The 17,077-nt window shown below is 70.3% G+C and carries 15 protein-coding genes; 8 read left to right on the top strand and 7 right to left on the bottom strand.

All coding sequences use genetic code 11. The features are described 5' to 3' along the window. Positions 1–16: 16 nt before the first annotated feature. The 4 genes from EGK63_RS00550 to mutM form a co-directional block, all read right to left on the bottom strand. Positions 17–802 (bottom strand): enoyl-CoA hydratase, encoded by a 786-nt coding sequence (locus EGK63_RS00550; RefSeq protein WP_125899428.1) that lies wholly within the window; start codon positions 800–802, stop codon positions 17–19. Positions 803–842: 40 nt separating this feature from the next. After that, positions 843–1,061, bottom strand: coding sequence for a helix-turn-helix transcriptional regulator (locus tag EGK63_RS00545; protein WP_125899427.1), 219 nt, complete (start codon positions 1,059–1,061; stop codon positions 843–845). Then, complete coding sequence (locus EGK63_RS00540; RefSeq protein WP_125899426.1) at positions 1,061–1,549, bottom strand: hypothetical protein; 489 nt, start codon at positions 1,547–1,549, stop codon at positions 1,061–1,063. The genes EGK63_RS00545 and EGK63_RS00540 overlap by 1 nt, the downstream gene beginning before the upstream one ends. Positions 1,550–1,644: 95 nt before the next feature. After that, a complete protein-coding gene (gene mutM / locus EGK63_RS00535) occupies positions 1,645–2,508 on the bottom strand; it encodes a bifunctional DNA-formamidopyrimidine glycosylase/DNA-(apurinic or apyrimidinic site) lyase (RefSeq protein ID WP_125899425.1) in 864 nt (287 codons plus the stop codon). Positions 2,509–2,569: 61 nt separating this feature from the next. Between mutM and EGK63_RS00530 the strand changes: the two genes are divergently transcribed. From EGK63_RS00530 to EGK63_RS00495, 8 genes are all read left to right on the top strand, one after another. After that, positions 2,570–3,469 (top strand): class I SAM-dependent methyltransferase, encoded by a 900-nt coding sequence (locus tag EGK63_RS00530; protein ID WP_125899424.1) that lies wholly within the window; start codon positions 2,570–2,572, stop codon positions 3,467–3,469. 139 nt (positions 3,470–3,608) lie between these two features. Then, positions 3,609–4,349 (top strand): pseudouridine synthase, encoded by a 741-nt coding sequence (locus EGK63_RS16945; RefSeq protein WP_125899423.1) that lies wholly within the window; start codon positions 3,609–3,611, stop codon positions 4,347–4,349. A gap of 151 nt (positions 4,350–4,500) precedes the next feature. Next, the gene (locus EGK63_RS00520; RefSeq protein WP_125899422.1) at positions 4,501–5,139 is read left to right on the top strand and encodes a phosphoribosylanthranilate isomerase; all 639 of its coding nucleotides are present in this window, start codon (positions 4,501–4,503) and stop codon (positions 5,137–5,139) included. A gap of 45 nt (positions 5,140–5,184) precedes the next feature. Further along, positions 5,185–6,396 carry a tryptophan synthase subunit beta gene (gene trpB, locus EGK63_RS00515; protein WP_165906496.1) on the top strand — a complete coding sequence of 404 codons (1,212 nt, stop codon included), beginning with the start codon at positions 5,185–5,187 and terminating at the stop codon, positions 6,394–6,396. Then, a complete protein-coding gene (locus EGK63_RS00510; RefSeq protein ID WP_125899420.1) occupies positions 6,396–6,887 on the top strand; it encodes a hypothetical protein in 492 nt (163 codons plus the stop codon). Before trpB ends, EGK63_RS00510 begins: the two co-directional genes overlap by 1 nt. Further along, positions 6,884–7,726, top strand: coding sequence for a tryptophan synthase subunit alpha (trpA, locus tag EGK63_RS00505; protein ID WP_125899419.1), 843 nt, complete (start codon positions 6,884–6,886; stop codon positions 7,724–7,726). Before EGK63_RS00510 ends, trpA begins: the two co-directional genes overlap by 4 nt. A gap of 11 nt (positions 7,727–7,737) precedes the next feature. After that, positions 7,738–8,634 (top strand): acetyl-CoA carboxylase carboxyltransferase subunit beta, encoded by an 897-nt coding sequence (locus EGK63_RS00500; protein ID WP_125899418.1) that lies wholly within the window; start codon positions 7,738–7,740, stop codon positions 8,632–8,634. 15 nt (positions 8,635–8,649) lie between these two features. Then, the gene (locus EGK63_RS00495; protein WP_125899417.1) at positions 8,650–9,936 is read left to right on the top strand and encodes a folylpolyglutamate synthase/dihydrofolate synthase family protein; all 1,287 of its coding nucleotides are present in this window, start codon (positions 8,650–8,652) and stop codon (positions 9,934–9,936) included. Positions 9,937–10,117: 181 nt separating this feature from the next. Here EGK63_RS00495 and trxA read toward each other — a convergent pair whose 3' ends face one another. The 3 genes from trxA to addB all read right to left on the bottom strand — a co-directional run bounded on the left by trxA (position 10,118) and on the right by addB (position 17,077). Beyond that, positions 10,118–10,450 carry a thioredoxin gene (gene trxA, locus EGK63_RS00490; RefSeq protein ID WP_003168818.1) on the bottom strand — a complete coding sequence of 111 codons (333 nt, stop codon included), beginning with the start codon at positions 10,448–10,450 and terminating at the stop codon, positions 10,118–10,120. A gap of 124 nt (positions 10,451–10,574) precedes the next feature. After that, positions 10,575–14,006, bottom strand: coding sequence for a double-strand break repair helicase AddA (addA, locus tag EGK63_RS00485; protein WP_125899416.1), 3,432 nt, complete (start codon positions 14,004–14,006; stop codon positions 10,575–10,577). Continuing rightward, positions 14,003–17,077, bottom strand: coding sequence for a double-strand break repair protein AddB (gene addB / locus EGK63_RS00480; protein ID WP_125899415.1), 3,075 nt, complete (start codon positions 17,075–17,077; stop codon positions 14,003–14,005). Before addB ends, addA begins: the two co-directional genes overlap by 4 nt.

The following is a 17,077-nucleotide window of genomic DNA, read 5'->3' as shown; positions in this document are numbered from 1 at the left end:
CGGCCCCGACACGGATTCAGCGACCCGTGAAAGCCGGTTTGCGCTTCTCGACGAAGGCGGCCATGCCCTCCTTCTGGTCGTCGAAGGCGAACAGGGAGTGGAACAGGCGGCGCTCGAACACCACCCCTTGCGCCAGGGTCGTCTCGAAGGCGGCGTTGACCAGCTCCTTGTTGGCCATGACGGCCAGGACCGACTGGCCGGCGATCTTGGCGGCGGCGGCGCGCGCCTCGTCCAGCAGGGCGTCGGCGGCCACGACGCGCGAGACCAGACCCGAACGCTCGGCCTCGGCCGCGTCCATCATCCGGCCGGTCAGGCACATGTCCATCGCCTTGGCCTTGCCCACGGCGCGGGTCAGGCGCTGAGAGCCGCCGATGCCGGGCGCCACGCCCAGGTTGATCTCGGGCTGGCCGAACCTGGCCGTGTCCGAGGCGATGATGAAGTCGCACAGCATGGCCAGTTCGCAGCCGCCGCCCAGGGCATAGCCCGACACCGCCGCGATGATCGGCTTGCGGAAGTTCGCCACCCGGTCGTGGGCGCGGGCGAAGAAGTTGCCGCGATACATGTCGGCATAGGCCTGATCCGCCATCTCCTTGATGTCGGCGCCCGCCGCGAAGGCCTTCACCGAGCCGGTCAGGACGATGCAGCGCACGCTGTCGTCATCGGCCACGCTCTCCAGGAAGTCGCCCAGCTCGCCGGTCAGGGTGGTGTTCAGCGCATTCAGCGCCTCGGGCCGGTTCAGGGTGACGACCGCATAGCCGTCGGCGTGGCGTTCGATCAGCAGGGTGGAATAGGCGTCGGCCATCAGGCGCTCCTCTATGCTCGTTGCAGGGTGGTCTAGCGCCTCAGCCCTCCCACTGGAACACCTCGCCGATCTCGACGCCGAAGACCTGGGCGATGCGGAAGGCGGCTTCGAGGCTGGGCGAGTATTTGCCCTGCTCCATGGCGACGATGGTCTGGCGCGTCATGCCGATGCGCGCGGCCAGGTCGGCCTGAGTCATCTCATTGGCATGGAAGCGCAGTTCGCGGATGCGGTTCCGGATGGGCGGCGGCGGCTTGCCCATCAGCGCCCCCGACGGAGCAGGGCCAGGGACAGGGCCCAGCGCGCCAGTTCGGACAGCATGACGCAGCCCAGCACCGCATTGGCCGCCAGCACCAGGCCGTTGCCGGGGATCATCCACCGCGCCAGCCCCTCAGGCTTGAGGCTGCCCCAGAAGCCGACCCCATAGGCGACCGCCGAGATCGTCACCAGCAGGCCGATCAACAGCATCAGAGACACATGGCTGGCCTGCAGCGTCGCTGCGCCTTCACGCTCGTCGCGCGCCTGGCGCTCGGCCTTGGGCGTCGTCAGCATGGCCAGGGCCGTCAGCCCGCTTTCCAGAACCACCACAGCGATCAGGCCCAAGATGAACAGACCGCCCATGTCGGCGGCGAAGTCCGCCTGCTTCAGCCCTCCGGCCAACACCCGCTCGCCGAACCTCCAGGCGTAGGCGCCCCAGACCGCCAACCCGGCGATGATGGCCACCCACAGGTGCTTCTCGCGAAAGCTCATGGCGCGCTCCCTGGCTGCTCTGTCGCGGAGCAATGTCACACAAAGCGGACGTTTTATCTATTATTTTTTACATTGAGTCTAAATTTTGCGACACATTACTTCTTCTGGCAGGCCGCGCAGAAGAAGGTCGAGCGGCCGCCCTGCACGATGCGCTTCACCACGCCGCGACAGCCCTCGGTGCGGCACGGCTCATGCTCGCGGCCATAGACGTCGAAGCGGTGCTGGAAATAGCCCTGGCCGCCCTCGACATTTGCGAAGTCCTTCAGGGTCGAGCCCCCCGCCGCGATGGCGTCGCCCAGCACATTACGCACCTCGACCGCCAGACGCTCCAGCCGGGGACGGCTGATCTCACCCGCCGCCGTCAGGGGCGAGATACGCGCCCGGTAAAGCGCCTCGCACACATAGATGTTGCCCAGACCGGCCACGATGCTCTGGTCCAGCAGGCTGACCTTGATGTTCTGCGCCTTGCCCGCGAAGGCCTCGGCCAGATGCGCGCCCGAGAAGGCGTTGCCCAGCGGCTCCGGCCCCAGCCTGGCGAACCAGGCGTGCCCCTCGACCGCCTCGGTCGGGATCAGGCCCATGAAGCCGAAACGCCGCGCATCGGCGTAGCCCAGCCGCGTCAGCACCCCGCCCCGGTCGGCCGTCAGGCTCATATGCTCATGCTTGCCGACGACGGGAGCGTCCGTCTTGAACGCGCCGGGGGCGACGCCTTCCAGGGTGAAGCGGCCGGTCATGCCCAGGTGGGTGATCCAGGTCTCGCCGGTCGACAGGGGGAACAGCAGATATTTCGCCCGCCGCTCCAGACGCAGCACCGTCGCCCCCTCCAGCCGCTCGATGAAGCGCTCCGGGAAAGGGAAGCGCAGGTCCGGCCGGTTCTGGCGCGGCGCGGTCAGACGCGCGCCTTCCAGCACAGGCTCCAGGCCGCGACGGACGGTTTCGACTTCGGGTAATTCGGGCATGGGCGTCAGCTTAGGCGCGCGCGGCTTCTCGGGCGAGGGTAGAAGGGATTATAGGCGGGGGATGACCATGCTTCTCTACGGCCGCCCTCCTGCGGTGTTCGATCCGCCCTCGACGGCGACCCAGACCTCGCCCCTGATCCCCGGCTCGACGGCGCTGGAGACGGTCGCGCCCGGATCGGCCGACGGGGTGATGCTCTATGCGCCGCCCGGCGCGGTTGAGCGGCGCTATACGCTGGCGCTGGCGCTGAAGGCGTTGAAGCCCGGCGGTCGGTTGGACGTCATGGCGCCCAAGGACAAGGGCGGCTCGCGTCTGGGCAAGGAGCTGAAGGGCTTCGGGCTGGAGGTCGCAGAGACGGCCAAGGCGCACCATCGCCGCTGCATCGTCATCCGGCCCGAGGCGGCCGAGGGGCTGGACGCGGCGATCGAGGCGGGCGCGCCGCGCGTGGTTCCGGGACTGGAGGCCTGGTCGCAGCCGGGCGTCTTCGCCTGGGACCGGATCGATCCGGGCACGGCGCTGCTGGCGCAGGTGCTGCCGCCGCTGAAGGGGACGGGCGCCGATCTGGGCTGCGGCTTCGGGGCGCTGTCGACGGTGGTGTTGCGGTCGCCCGCCGTGACGGCCCTACGGCTGATCGACGTCGACCGGCGCGCGGTCGAGGCGGCGAAGCGCAACGTCGAGGACGCGCGGGCCGGCTTCGACTGGGCCGACGTGCGGACGCTGGAGGGGGCAGGCGACCTGAATTTCATCGTCAGCAATCCGCCCTTCCATGACGGCGGAGACGAGGACCGGCGGCTGGGCCAGGCCTTCATCCGCAAGGCGGCCGAGATGCTGAAGAAGGGCGGAACCGCCTGGATCGTCGCCAACCGTCACCTGCCCTATGAGGCCGAACTGGACGCCGCCTTCAAGCGCGTGCGGATGGTGGTCGACCAGGGCGGCTACAAGGTTTTCGAGGCGGTGAAGTGAACTTCCCTCTTCATCGTCACTCTCGGGCTTGTCCCGAGGGTCCATATACGCCGAGCGTCGAAGGCTGCACGCCGACGGCGGCGTCGAGTCTCTGGATCCTCGGGTCAAGCCCGAGGATGACGGCAGGGGGAGCAGGCGCATGAGCAAGAAGACCCTTACCTCCCGCGTGGACAAGCTGCTGGGCTCGATGGGCTACGGCTCGCGGGCCGAGATGGCGCGGCTGGGAAAGGCGGGCGGCATCGTGCTGGACGGCGCCGATCTGACCGATGTGTCCAAGCGTATCCCGGTGACGCCCGACCTGCCGAACCGCATGGAGATCGACGGCGAGCCGCTGGACCCGGTCGCCGGTCTGGTCGTCCTGCTGAACAAGCCGCTGGGCATGACCTGTTCGCACAAGGAGGACGGGGCGTTGGTCTATGACGTCCTGCCCGACCGCTGGCGGCGGCGCGATCCGGCGATCTCGACCATCGGGCGGCTGGACAAGCAGACCAGCGGCCTGCTGCTGCTGACCGACGACGGCGACCTGCTGCACCGGGTGATCAGCCCCAAGCGCCATGTGGCCAAGGTCTATCGCGCGACGCTGGCGCGGCCCCTGAACGGGACGGAAGGGGCGCTGTTCGCTTCGGGCGAGCTGGTGCTGGAGGGCGAGGACAAGCCGCTGGCGCCCGCCGTGCTGGAGGTAGTGTCGCCGACCGAGGCCCTGCTGACGGTGACGGAGGGGCGCTATCATCAGGTGCGTCGGATGTTCGCGGCGGCGGGCAACCACGTCGAGGCCCTGCACCGCGAGCGGCTGGGCGGGCTGATGCTGCCGGATGATCTGGCGCCGGGCGCGTGGCGGTTGCTGAGCGAGGACGAGATCGCTTCGATCTTCGTCTCTTAAACTCCGCTCATCCCGGCGGACGTCGGGATCCCGTGAAAACCTCATACGCTGCGCTTGCAGCCAAAGAACTGGGCCCCGGCGTCCGCCGGGGTGAGCGGGAGGTAGAGGGCTGGCGCTTGACCTGTCCTCCGCAGTCGCGCACCTCACCGCCATGACACTGACCAAGATCTGCGGCCTGACGACGCCGGATACGCTGGATGCGGCGCTGGAGGGCGGGGCGGCCTTTGTCGGAGCGGTGGTGTTTCCCAAGAGCCCGCGCCACATCCCGCCGCTGCACGCCGCCACCCTGTTCGATCGGGCGCGCGGAAAAGCTAAGATCGTGGCCGTCCTGGTCGACCCCGACGATGCCCTGCTCAGCGAGGTCGCCCTGATCCTGCGGCCCGATCTGATCCAGCTGCACGGCCATGAGACGCCTGCGCGTGCGGCCGAGGCGCGAAGGCTGACGGGGGCGGGGATCATCAAGGCCCTGTCGATCCGGGACGAGGCGGACTTTGCGAGCGTCGCCGACTGGACCGGCGTCGCCGATCATCTGCTGTTCGACGCCAGGCCGCCCAAGGGCGCGGACCTGCCCGGCGGGGTGGGGGCCTCGTTCGACTGGAGGCTGATGCAGAACCGGGCGCTTCCGGCAAACTGGTTCCTCGCGGGCGGGCTGGACCCGCAAAATGTTTCCGAGGCGGTGCGGATTTCTGGGGCGCCGATGGTCGATGTCTCCTCTGGCGTCGAAAGCGCGCCGGGTGTTAAGGACCGGGCCCTGATCAAAGCTTTTCTGGACGCCGCATCGCGGTCCTGATTTCGTCGCCTTCCTCCCTGAAGACTTTACGTTGTGCCCCAGACCGTGAACGCTCTCTCGAATTCCTACGCCTGGCCTGACGCCGAGGGGCGTTTCGGCCCCTATGGCGGTCGTTTCGTGCCCGAGACCCTGATGCCGCTGATCCACGAGCTGGAGGCGGCCTATGCGGGGGCCAAGGCGGATCCCAGCTTCCAGGCCGAACTCGACGGCTATCTGGAGCACTACGTCGGCCGCGCCAGCCCCCTCTATTTCGCCGAGCGGCTGACCGAGCATTTCGGCGGCGCCAAGATCTGGCTGAAGCGCGAAGACCTGAACCACACGGGCGCGCACAAGATCAATAACTGCATGGGCCAGATCCTGCTGGCCCGCCGCATGGGCAAGACGCGCATCATCGCCGAGACCGGCGCCGGTCAGCACGGGGTCGCCTCGGCCACCGTCTGCGCCCGCTTCGGCCTGCCCTGCACGGTCTATATGGGCGCCGTCGACGTGGCTCGGCAGCAGCCGAACGTCTTCCGCATGAAGCTGCTGGGGGCCGAGCTGAACCCGGTGACGGCCGGTGCGGCGACGCTGAAGGACGCCATGAACGAGGCGATGCGCGACTGGGTCACCAATGTCGCCGACACCTATTACATCATCGGCACGGCGGCGGGGCCGGCCCCCTATCCGGCCATGGTGCGCGACTTCCAGTCGGTGATCGGCAAGGAGATCAAGGCCCAGAGCCAGCGCCAGATCGGCCGCCCGCCCGACGCCGTCATGGCCTGCATCGGCGGCGGATCGAACGCCATCGGCGCCATGCACCCTTTCATTCAAGACGAGAGCGTGCGCCTGATCGGGGTCGAGGCGGCGGGCCACGGCCTGGACACCCCCGAACACGCCGCCAGCCTGAAGGGCGGGCGATCGGGCGTGCTGCACGGCAATCGCACCTATCTGCTGCAGGACGCGGACGGCCAGATCCTTGAGGGTCACTCCATCTCGGCGGGCCTCGACTATCCGGGCATCGGACCGGAGCACGCCTGGCTGCACGATCTGGGCCGCGCCGAGTATCTGTCGGCGACCGACGATGAGGCGCTGGAGGCGTTCCAGGCGCTGTGCAAGCTGGAAGGCATTATCCCGGCGCTGGAGTCCTCGCACGCCCTGGCGCGTGCGGGCGAGGTCGCCAAGCAGATCGGCAAGGACGGCGATCTGGTGGTCGTCCTGTCGGGTCGAGGCGACAAGGACATTAACACCGTGGCGCAACACCTGGGCGTGGAGTTGTAATGATGAAGACCTTGCTGATCGCCGCCGCCTTGGCGGCCGTTTCGCCGACCCTGAGCCTGGCGCAGAACACGGCGCCTGCGCCACAAGCGCCCGCGGCCCAGGCGCCGGTGCAGACAGCGCCGACCATTCCGCCCGGGCCGCCGGCGACGGGCGTGCCGGTCCTGCCTCCGGCGACGGAATCCGCCGACTGCGGCGGCCTGCTGCGCACCGCGGCCTTCTGCGTGACCGCTCAGATCGATCAGATCGGCGCCCTGGCCGAAGCCTATACGACGCATCTGCAGGGGCAGGGCTGGCTGCCCGCCGACGGCGACGACAACCGCGTCATCTTCGTCAAGCGTCGCGAGGGCGGCGGCTGCGACGGCATGCAGATGGTCGCCTTCTATGATCAGGAAAAGCCGGCCGAAGCGACGGCGCCGGGCTATCTGGGCTTCGCGGTCATTCCGGGCGACGTCTGTACGGCGTCGCCGGTCGCGGGCACGCTGCCGCAATGACGACCGCACGCATCGACGCCCGTTTCGCCAAGCTGAAGGCCGAGGGGCGGGCCGGCTTCGTGCCCTATGTCATGACCGGCGATCCCAGCCGGGATGAGGCGCTGGAGATCCTGAAGGGCCTGCCCGCCGCAGGGGCCGATCTGATCGAACTGGGTCTGGCCTTTTCCGACCCGATGGCCGAGGGGCCGCCGATCCAGCGCGCCGCCCTGCGCGGGCTGAAGGCGGGGATGACCCTGCGCGGCACGCTCGATCTGGTCGCTGACTTCCGCAAGGGCGATCAGGATACGCCGCTGATCCTGATGGGGTATCTGAACCCGGTGGAATCCTACGGCTATGAGGTCTTCGCCCGCGATGCGGCCGAGGCCGGGGTGGACGGAATCATCGTCGTCGACTGCCCGCCGGAAGAGGCGGCGCCCCTGCTGGCTGCGCTGAAGGCCGCCGATCTGTCGCTGATCCGCCTGGCCACGCCGACGTCCGACGACGCGCGGTTGAAGGTCATCGCCGAGGGCACCTCGGGCTTTGTCTATTACGTCTCAGTCGCCGGGGTGACGGGGGTGAAGGAGGCCGTGGCCGCCGATGTGGCGCCCGCCGTCGAGCGCGTGCGCCGCGCGGCGAACCTGCCTGTCGCTGTCGGCTTCGGCGTCAGGACGCCCGAACGCGCCGCCGAGATCGCCCGCGTCGCCGACGCCGTGGTCGCCGGCTCGGTCTTCGTCGACGAAGTGGCCGCCGCGCTCGGGGCGAACGAACCGGCCGTTCCCCGCGTTCTGGCCAAGGTGAAGGCCTTGGCCGATGCTGTGAAGACGGCGAGAACTAGTGCTTCCGTGACGGAAACCGTTTAAAGGCCCCGCTCATGGTCGATAAGAACACCGAGAACAAGGCACGCGGCGGCTGGCTGTCGCGTTTCGCGCCCGGCGTGCGCAAGATCGTCAGCCCGCGCGACACCCCGGACAATCTGTGGGTCAAGGATCCTGACACGGGCGAGATGCTGTTCCGCTCGGACCTGGAGGCGGCCCTGTGGGTCACGCCGTCGGGCCGTCACATGCGGATCAATGCGCCGACGCGCCTGAAGGCCACCTTCGACGACGGCCTGTATGAGGCGATCGACACGCCTGACGTGCCGGAAGACCCCCTGAAGTTCTCGGACGGCAAACCCTATCGCGACCGCCTGTCGGCGGCGCGCAAGGCGGCGGGCCGCAAGGACACCATGGCCATCGGCTACGGCCGCATCGGCGGCGCGCCCGCCGTGGTCATCGTGCAGGACTTCACCTTCATGGGCGGGTCGCTGGGCATGGCGGCGGGCGAGGCCTTCATCGCCGCCGCGCGTGAAGCGGTGAAGCGCAATGTTCCCCTGGTCTGCTACACCGCCGCCGGCGGGGCGCGGATGCAGGAAGGCGCCCTCAGCCTGATGCAGATGGCCCGCACCACCCTGGCCGTTCAGGAAGTGAAGGCGGCCAAGCTGCCCTACGTCGTGGTGCTGACCGATCCGACCACGGGGGGCGTCACGGCTTCCTACGCCATGCTGGGCGACGTTCACCTGGCCGAGCCGGGCGCCCTGATCGGCTTCGCCGGTCCGCGCGTGATCGAGACGACCATCCGCGAGAAGCTGCCGCCGGGCTTCCAGCGCGCCGAATACCTCAAGGACAAGGGCATGGTCGACAAGGTGGTGTCGCGCGGCGACCTGCCGACGACCCTGGGCCTGATCCTGTCCATGCTGATGGGCGGCGCGGCCCAGAAGAAGGCTGCCTAACCGCAGGCTTTTGCCATGGACCCGATTTCGGAACGCCTGCGCGCCCGGCATCCCCAGCGCATCGACCTGTCGCTGGATCGGATGCGGGCCTTGTGCGCCGCGCTCGGGAATCCGCAGGACAGACTGCCGCCGGTGGTTCATGTCGCGGGCACCAACGGCAAGGGCTCGACGGTCGCCCTGATCCGCGCCATTGCGGAAGCTGCGGGCCTGCGCGTCCACGCCTATACCTCGCCGCATCTGGTGCGTTTCAACGAGCGTATCCGGCTGGCCGGGACGCTGATCACCGATGAGGCGCTGAACGCCATCCTCGACCGGGTCGAGGCGGCGATGGCCGAGACCGGCGGCCAGGCCACCGTGTTCGAGAGCACCACGGCGGCGGGTCTTCTGGCCATGAGCGAGACGCCCGCCGACCTGGCTGTCATCGAGGTGGGCCTCGGCGGATCGCTGGACGCCACCAATGTCATCGCCCGGCCCCTGCTCAGCGTTATCACGCCGGTCGATCTGGACCACGCCGAGTTTCTGGGCACGACGATCGAGGGCGTGGCGGGCGAGAAGGCGGGCATCCTCAAGGCGGGCGCGCGCGGCGTCGTGGCGCGCCAGTCCGAAGCGGCCATGGCCGTGATCACGCGCCGCGCGGCCGAGGTCGGCTCGCCCCTGACCGTCATGGGCGTGGATTTTGACGCCTGGGCCGAGCGCGGCGGCCTCGTCTATCAGGATCATGAGCGGTTCCTCGACCTGCCCGCGCCCGCCCTGTCCGGCGCGCATCAGTTCGACAATGCGGGCGTGGCCATCGCCGCCGCGCTGGAGCTGGACCTGCCAGAAACGGCTGTCGCCGAGGGGCTGAAGGCCGTGCGCTGGCCCGCGCGGATGCAGCGTCTGACCGCCGGTCTTTATGCCGAGAAGGCTCAGAAGGCCGACGCCGAACTGTGGCTGGACGGCGGGCACAACCCCCACGCCGCCCGCGCCCTGGCCCGCGCCCTGGCCGACCGTCAGACGCGTGCGCCGCGCCCGACGGCCCTGATTGTCGGTATGTTGGCCAACAAGGACGCCGGCGGCTTCTTCGAGGCGCTGAAGGGGATCGACGCCCAGGTCTTCACCGTCGCTTTCGACGGAACGGCCGCCGAGCCGGAGGCCCTGGCCGCCGTCGCGCAGGGACGGAGCTTCGGCGCCATGGCGGCGGGATCGGTGGACGCCGCGCTGGACCGCGCCCTGGCCCTGGGCGCCGGACGGGTGGTCATCTGCGGCTCGCTGTATCTGGCGGGCGAGGTTCTGGGCGCAAGCCGCGAGACCTGGCCCGTATAAGCAAACGCGCCGCCTCTCCCTCCCCTTCATGGGGAGAATGGTCGCGAAGCGACCGGGTGGGGAGGGCTTGGGCGAAGCGGGCAAAGAAAAGGCGGCGCCTCTTTCGAAACGCCGCCCCCACCCGACTTCGCCCTGCGGGCTCAGCCGCCCTCCCCATGAAGGGGAGGGAGAATGTCAGGTGTCAGTCCGCCTTCACGCCGGCTTCGGCCAGCCATTCGACGATCTTGCCCTTCGGCATGGCGCCGACCTTCATCGAGGTCATCTGACCATCCTTGAACAGCATCAGGGTCGGAATGCCCTTCACGCCCATCTTGGACGGGACCATGGGGCTGTCGTCGATGTTGACCTTGGCGACCGTGACCTTGCCCGCCAGTTCGTCGGCGATCTGCTCCAGCGCCGGGCCGATCTGCTTGCAGGGGCCGCACCACTCGGCCCAGAAGTCCACCAGCACGGGGGTCGAGGACTTCAGGACGTCGGCGTCGAAGCTGTCGTCGGTGACTTTCACAGTCGCCATTTTAGTCTCCTTAAGGGCGCTATCGCTCGCCGCGCGGCGGCTCGCTGCTTGAGCGCAGAACATGTTTCCCGCTGACGGCGGCGTCAGCGTTCAGGCACAGATGTGGGTGCGAATCCCCGACAAATCAACGCGCATTTTCGAGAGCGGCGTCCATCAAGGCTTGAGGAACCGCCATCAGCTTCGGCCCGTCGGTCCAGACCAGGGCCGCCTCGACCGCGCGGTCGGGATAGAGGCGGCGCAGGACGGCGGCGTAGGTCGCCATCTGCAGAATATAGGCCGGATCGGCGTCCTCGATGCGGTCGGGCGCGGGACGGTTGGACTTGAAGTCGACCACCAGCACCCGCTCGGGCGTGACCACCAGCCGGTCGATGCGGCCCGAGATCGACACGCCGGACGGCAGGTCGGGCGCGGTTCCGGTCAGGGCGACCTCGGCGCGGCTGCCGGGGCCGAAGACGGGGGCGAAGCGGGCGTCGTCCAGCACCCCGAAGGCGGCGGCGATCATCTCGGCGCGCTGGTCCTCGGTCAGATCGCGCTCGCGCGCCAGCATGCGGCGGGCGGCGTCGGGGCGGTCGGGCGACGGCAGGTCGGGCAGGCGCTCCAGCAGGCGGTGGATCAGGTCGCCGCGTCGGAAGCGGCCCAGCCCCGCGCCGGGGCCTTCGCCGCGCGCCAGGGGCGACGGCGCCGGTATGCGTTTCTGCTCCTGCATCTGCGACGGCGAGGCGAAGCGGGCGGCGGCGTCTCGCGGCGGCTCAGTCCGCACCCAGTCGGGGGCCTCAGGGCGCATTTCGGCGGCGGCGACGGCGGCGGGCAGGCTGTCGGGGTCGGCGCCGTAGCGGCGCACGCCGCCGTCCAGGTCGCGCACCTGATCGCCCAGCCGGTCGAAGGTCTCTTCGATCACCGACCACCAGTCCCCGGCCTCGGGCGCGCGTTTGGAGCCGCGTCCCATGACGATCACCCGGTCCCGCGCGCGGGTCAGGGCGACGTAGAGCAGGCGCAGGGATTCATCGCCGACCCGCGCCTCGCGCGCGGTGCGGGCGTCGGCCGAGACGGGGCAGTCCTCCTTGGAAGAGCCGGGGCACATCAGCCAGGCTTCGCCGCTCTCGGTGGGGACCGGCATCAACGACGGCCCCTGCGCCTTCGCCTTCATCGTCGTGTCGGGCAGGATGACGACCGGCGCCTCCAGCCCCTTGGCGCCGTGAACGGTCATGACGCGGACCTCGCCGCGCGGGCCTTCCAGTTCGCGCTTCACCTCGACGTCGGCGGCTTCCAGCAGGGCGAGGCAGGTCTCCAGATCGGTCCCGCCGCGTCCCTCGGCGGCCAACACCTGATTGAGGGTCTCGTCGACGGCTTCCTCGGCCTCGCGGCCCAGACGGGTCAGGATGCGGGCGCGGCCTGAGACGCCCGTCGCGTCCACCCGATTCAGCAGACTGGAGAAGAAGCCGAACGGGTCGAGGTCGCGGGCGTCGCGCGCCGTGCGAAGCAGGACCAGCGCCCGGCCCCACTCGGGCCGCTCGTCCGCGCGGCGTTTCAGTTCGCGCCACAGGCCCTTGCGATCCTTGAGACCGGCGAGGTCGAACAGGCTGTCCTCGTCCACGTCGCAGAAGGGGCCGCGCAGCACCTCGGCCACCGTCAGATCGTCGCCGGGGAAGAGGGCGAAACGGGCCAGCGCCTTCAGGTCGTCGAAGACGATGTGCTGGGACAGCTTCAGCCGGTCGGCGCCCGCCACGGGCGCGCCCGCCGCTTTCAGGGCGCGGATGATCTCCTCGAACGTCGCGTCGCGGCGGCGGACCAGAATCAGGAAGTCGCCGTAGCCGCAGGGGCGCGCGGCGCCGCCCTTGTCGAAGACGACGGCGCCGGTCTCGACCTGTCGTTTGATCTCGAACGCCAGCGTCTGGGCCATGCGCTTGCGGGCGCTGGCGGTTCCTTCCTGATCGACGGGGTCGGTCCAGGCGTCGCGCTCGGGCGGGGCCTCGTCCACGAACAGGGGCCACAGTTCGACGGCGCCGGGCTGGCCCTGGCGAGAGGCGATGTGGGGCGGGATGCTCGCGACGTCTTCGCCGACCAGGGCGCAGGTCCGTTCCGGCGTGGCGAAGACCGCGTCGACAAAGTTGAGGACGGCCTCGGTCGATCGATACGACGTGGCCAGTTCAACGCCTTGAAAGTCGCCGCCCGCCCCGGTGATCAGGCTGTCGTAGACCTGCGCTTCCTGCCGCAGCCGTTCGGGCCGGGCGCCCTGGAAGGAGTAGATCGACTGCTTCTCGTCGCCGACGGCGAAGACGGTGCGGTCCGTATCGGGAACGGTGAAGAACTCGCCGGTCAGGGCGCGCATGATGGCCCACTGTTCGGGGGCGGTGTCCTGGGCCTCGTCGATCAGGACATGGTCGACGCCGCCGTCCAGCTTGTACAGCACCCAGGCGGCGGTCGAGCGGACGGTCAGCAGTTCGACCGTGCGCGCCACGAGATCCGAGAAGTCGAGCGCGCCGTGGGCCGTCTTGGCCGCCTCGTATAGGGCGGCGTGGGCGTTGGCGAGGGTCAGCAGCCTGATGGTGTCGTCGGCGACCTTGGCGGCGCGCAGCTGGTCGCGCGCGGCCAGGAACTTGTCCTGAAGATCGGCCAGCCAGCCGGCCGCGTCGGGCGGCGCCTGCCTGGTCGCCATCGACTTGCGGGGCGAGCCGGAGCCGGTCAGGAAGACGACGCCCAGGCCGTGGAAGCTCCAGTCGTGGTCGAGAGCGTGGATCAGCTCGGCGGCCCGATCCTTGTCGGTCTTGGAGCCGGTGGCCATCAGCTCGGCCATGCGGCGGACCTCGCCCCGGTCCAGCCAACGCAGGAAGTCGGCCTCGATGTCTTCCGGCGTCTTTTGCGGATCGGCGCCGGTCAGGACGTAGGGGCCGGGCGCGCGGCCGTCGGCGACGCGGGCCACATAGTCGGTCAGTTCGGCGCGCTTGGCCTCGATCAGGGCCAGCAGATCCTGAAACCGGCCCCAGTCCAGCTCGACCGCGAAATGGCTGTAGGCCTCGCCGACCGGCCCCTCGGCGTCGGCGAGGGCGGCGCGGGCCAGGTCTTCGCGCGCGGCGTGGCTGAGGGCGATCGCCGCCTCGTTCTCCAGCACGGTGAAGCGCGGCGACACGCCCGCCTCGATGGGGAAGCGGCGCAGCAACTTTTCGCAGAAGGCGTGGATGGTCTGGATCTTCAGCCCGCCGGGGGTCTCCAGCGCACGGGCGAACAGGCGGCGCGCCTCGGACAGGCGGGCGGGGTTGAGGGCGGCGGGGTCGCTGTCGTCCAGTTTCGCCAGTTCGGCCGACAGTTCGCCGTCGTCCATGACGGCCCATTTGCCGAGCCGCTCGAACAGGCGGGCCTGCATCTCGGCGGCGGCGGCCTTGGTGTAGGTCACGCACAGGATGGCCGAGGGCGCGGCGCCGCCCAGCAGCAGGCGCGCCACCCGGCTGACGAGCGTCGATGTCTTGCCCGACCCGGCGTTGGCGGTGACGAAGACCGAGCGGGCCGGATCGGCGGCGCGTGTCTGGGGGTTGAGGCCGTCCCGAACGTGGAGGTTCATTCCGCCTCTCCTTCTTCGCCGCCGCCGATGACGTGCCACTCCCAGACGCGGGCCAGCAGGTTGTAGGGGCTGTAGCTGCCCATGAATTGCGGTGCCGCCCAGGAGGTGTAGGGCGTTTCCGGTTTGTCGAAGTCGGCGACGCGCGCCTTCAGACCTTGCAGCGCGGCGTCGGACAGGATTTGCGCTTCCGGCCCGGCGGCGCGTACGGCGACCTCGCCCGCCTTTTTGCGGCCGATGACGCGAACGTAGGCCAGCTCTTCGGGCGGGACGGGGCCGTTCGTCGCCTTGAAGCCGCCGGCGGCCAGGATGGCGCCGGTCAGGGTCAGTTGAGGCGCGAAGCCCTCCTTGATCTGCTTGGCCGAGGGAACCTGGCCGGTCTTGAAGTCCATGACGGCGGCGGTCAGGGCGCCGATCTCGATGCGGTCGGCGTAGGCCTTGACGGTGAAGGGGCCGCCAGGGGCGTCAAACTCTAATGCGCCTTGCTGCTCGATCAGCAGGGCCACGCCGCGCGCGCGGCGCTCGGTCTCGAACCCGGCCAGCCAACGGGCCGCGTTTTTCGCCAACGGCGCCTCGCGGGCCATGGCGGCGTCCTCGAAGCCGTGGGCGGTCAGCTCCTCCAGCAGCAGGCGCTCGATCACCGCGTCGAGATCGTCGGGCAGATGGTGAGGCCAGTCCTCGGTCAGGCGTTCGATGGCCTTGTGCACGGCGTTGCCGCGATCCAGCGCTTCGGCCGAGGCGCCGGGGCGGTTCATCGGTTCGAGGTTCAGGATGCGGCGGGCGTAGAGGGCGTAAGGGTCACGGACCCAGCGTTCGACCCCGGTGACATAGAGGCTGCGCGGGCGGCGCTCGACCGGGGGCTTGGGCGCCGGGCGCGGGGCCAGCCGGGCCTGTCCGGGCGGCGGGGCGTCGAGCGCGCGGGTCCAGTCGGCGACGCCTTCGGGGGCGCTGAGGCTGACCGGGGTGTCGGGCGCGTTTGCGCCGCGCGTCAGCATCTCCAGCCGCCACAGCCAGCGCGAGCGCACGGCGGGTTGGCCGCCGCGTCGTTCGCAGTGGACCAGGACGGCTTCGTCGGCGCAGGCGGCCTGAACGAAGTCCTGCGCCGTCTGGCCCAGACGCCGCTCGGGCGCGGGCAGGGGCAGGGCGGCGCGCATCGGCCGCGACAGGAATGGATCGACCGGAGCGGCGTTGGGCCAGACGCCCTCCTCCAGTCCCGCCAGGATCATACGGTCGGCCCGCGCCAGACGGGCTTCGATGGCGCCGAGAATGCGAAGCGACGGATGGGTGGCGCCGCCGGTCCGCACCGTCGTCTCGGCCAGCAAGGCGGCGATCAGATCGGCGAACTCGGCGGGCGTGGTCTGCCCCAGCGGACCGCCGCCCTCGATCAGGGCGGACAGCAGGGCGGCCGCCGCCTCGCCGTCCGGTCCGGCCCAGGCGTTCTGACCGGCCAGGGCCTCGATCAGGGCGGTCAGGGTGCGGGCGGCCTCGTCCGGCGGACAGGGGCGGGCGGCCGCCAGCGCCTCCAGCCGGTCGGCGAGGGCCTGCGCGCCCTTCAGCCGGGCCAGCTTCCAGTCGGCCAGCGGCAGGCCGCCCCGCCGGGGCTCGGCCGCCTTCAGCAGGCGTTCTTGAAGTTGGGACCAGCGGCGTGGACGCGGGCCGCGCAGGGCGTGTTCCTCCAGCGCCTCGGCTGCGTCGTGCAGCGAGGTCTCGCCCAGATCGAGGCGGACCAGCGGGTGCTTCAGCAGGGCCAGCAGGGTCTGGGGCTTCAGCGGTTCGGCCAGGAAGCGGGCGCAAAGGTCGACCAGCACTCCCGCCGTCATCCGCGACAGCGGCTGGCCGGTGGAGGAGTCTGCGACGATGCCCCAGCGCGTCAGCCGCGCCTCGACGCGGCGCGACAGCTGCAGGTCCGGCGTCACCAGGGCGCAGGTGATCGGACGGCCGTCGGGCGTGCGGTGCTCAAGGCTCTCGCGCATCATCAGGGCGACGGCGGTTGCGGCCTCTTCCTCGGCGCGGACAGACAGGACGGTCAGGCCCGACAGGCCCTCGGCGATGGGATCGGCGGCGCGGCCCGCCTCGGCCGAGCGAGCGCGAAGTCGCTTGATCTCGGCTCGCCAGTCGTCGGTGGCCTCGGCGGGGCGCAGGGCCTCGTTGATCAGGCGCTGGCGGGCCAGACCGCGCGCCTCGTCGGCCGGTTCGAGGGGGGGCTGGAACCAGGGCTGGACGGCCTCGCGCGCGACCTCGGCGCGGGCCAGCAGCGCCTTCAGCGCCGCCTGCGGGTGCTGGTCGTCGATGCGGTCCCAGGCGTCGGCGGCTAGATCGAGGTCGAGACCGGGCAGGACGACCACGCCCTGCGGCGACTTGGCCACGGCCCTCAGTACATCGGCGGCGGCCGGGACGGTGCCGGTGGAGCCGGCGGCGATGACGGGTTGTTGCGGCGGGCGGGCGTCCCAGGCCTCGGCCAGGCGGCGCAGCAGGGTGGCGCGGCGCCAGGCCGGATCGACCAGGCCGAGCGCCTCCAGCCGTTTGGGCCAGGCCTCGACGGCAAGGCCGAGGAAGCGAGCGCTCTCGCGCCAGTGCTCGGCCAGATCCTGTTCCGCCAGGGTCGCGATGCGCGACAGGTCGGAGACTTCTTCCAGCTGGCAGGAATCGAGGAAGGCGCCCAGCGCATCGGCCATTTCGAGGGCGCGCAGGGGCTTCATCCCCGGCTCGAAATCCTCGGCGATCATGCGCGCCATCTCGAAGCGGCGCGTCAGGGGGGCGATGGCGGGCGGCAGGTCCAGACCCAGCTCGCCGGGGGCGAAGGGCGGCTCGTCCTCCTCCAGATCGCCGAGCGGGCGGACCTGAGGCAGCAGCACGGGGCGCTCGCCCGCCAGCTTGCCCAGGGCGAAGGAGAAGGCGCGGGCGGCGCGGCGGTTGGGCAGCAGGATGACAGCGTCGGTCAGGGTCTCGGGCGGGGCGTCGCCCAGCCAGTCGAGCACCCCGGCGGCGAGATCTTCGAGGAAGGGCCGCCAGGCGGGCACGGCGCGCCAGCGCGGCCCGCTTCCGGCGAACGGATCGAAGCGCCCCCCCGTCAT

The organism is Brevundimonas sp. 357 (assembly GCF_003938605.1).
Taxonomy (GTDB): Bacteria; Pseudomonadota; Alphaproteobacteria; order Caulobacterales; family Caulobacteraceae; genus Brevundimonas.
The sequence above is the reverse complement of the archived record's forward strand: the minus strand, read 5'-3'. Positions and strand labels throughout refer to the sequence as shown.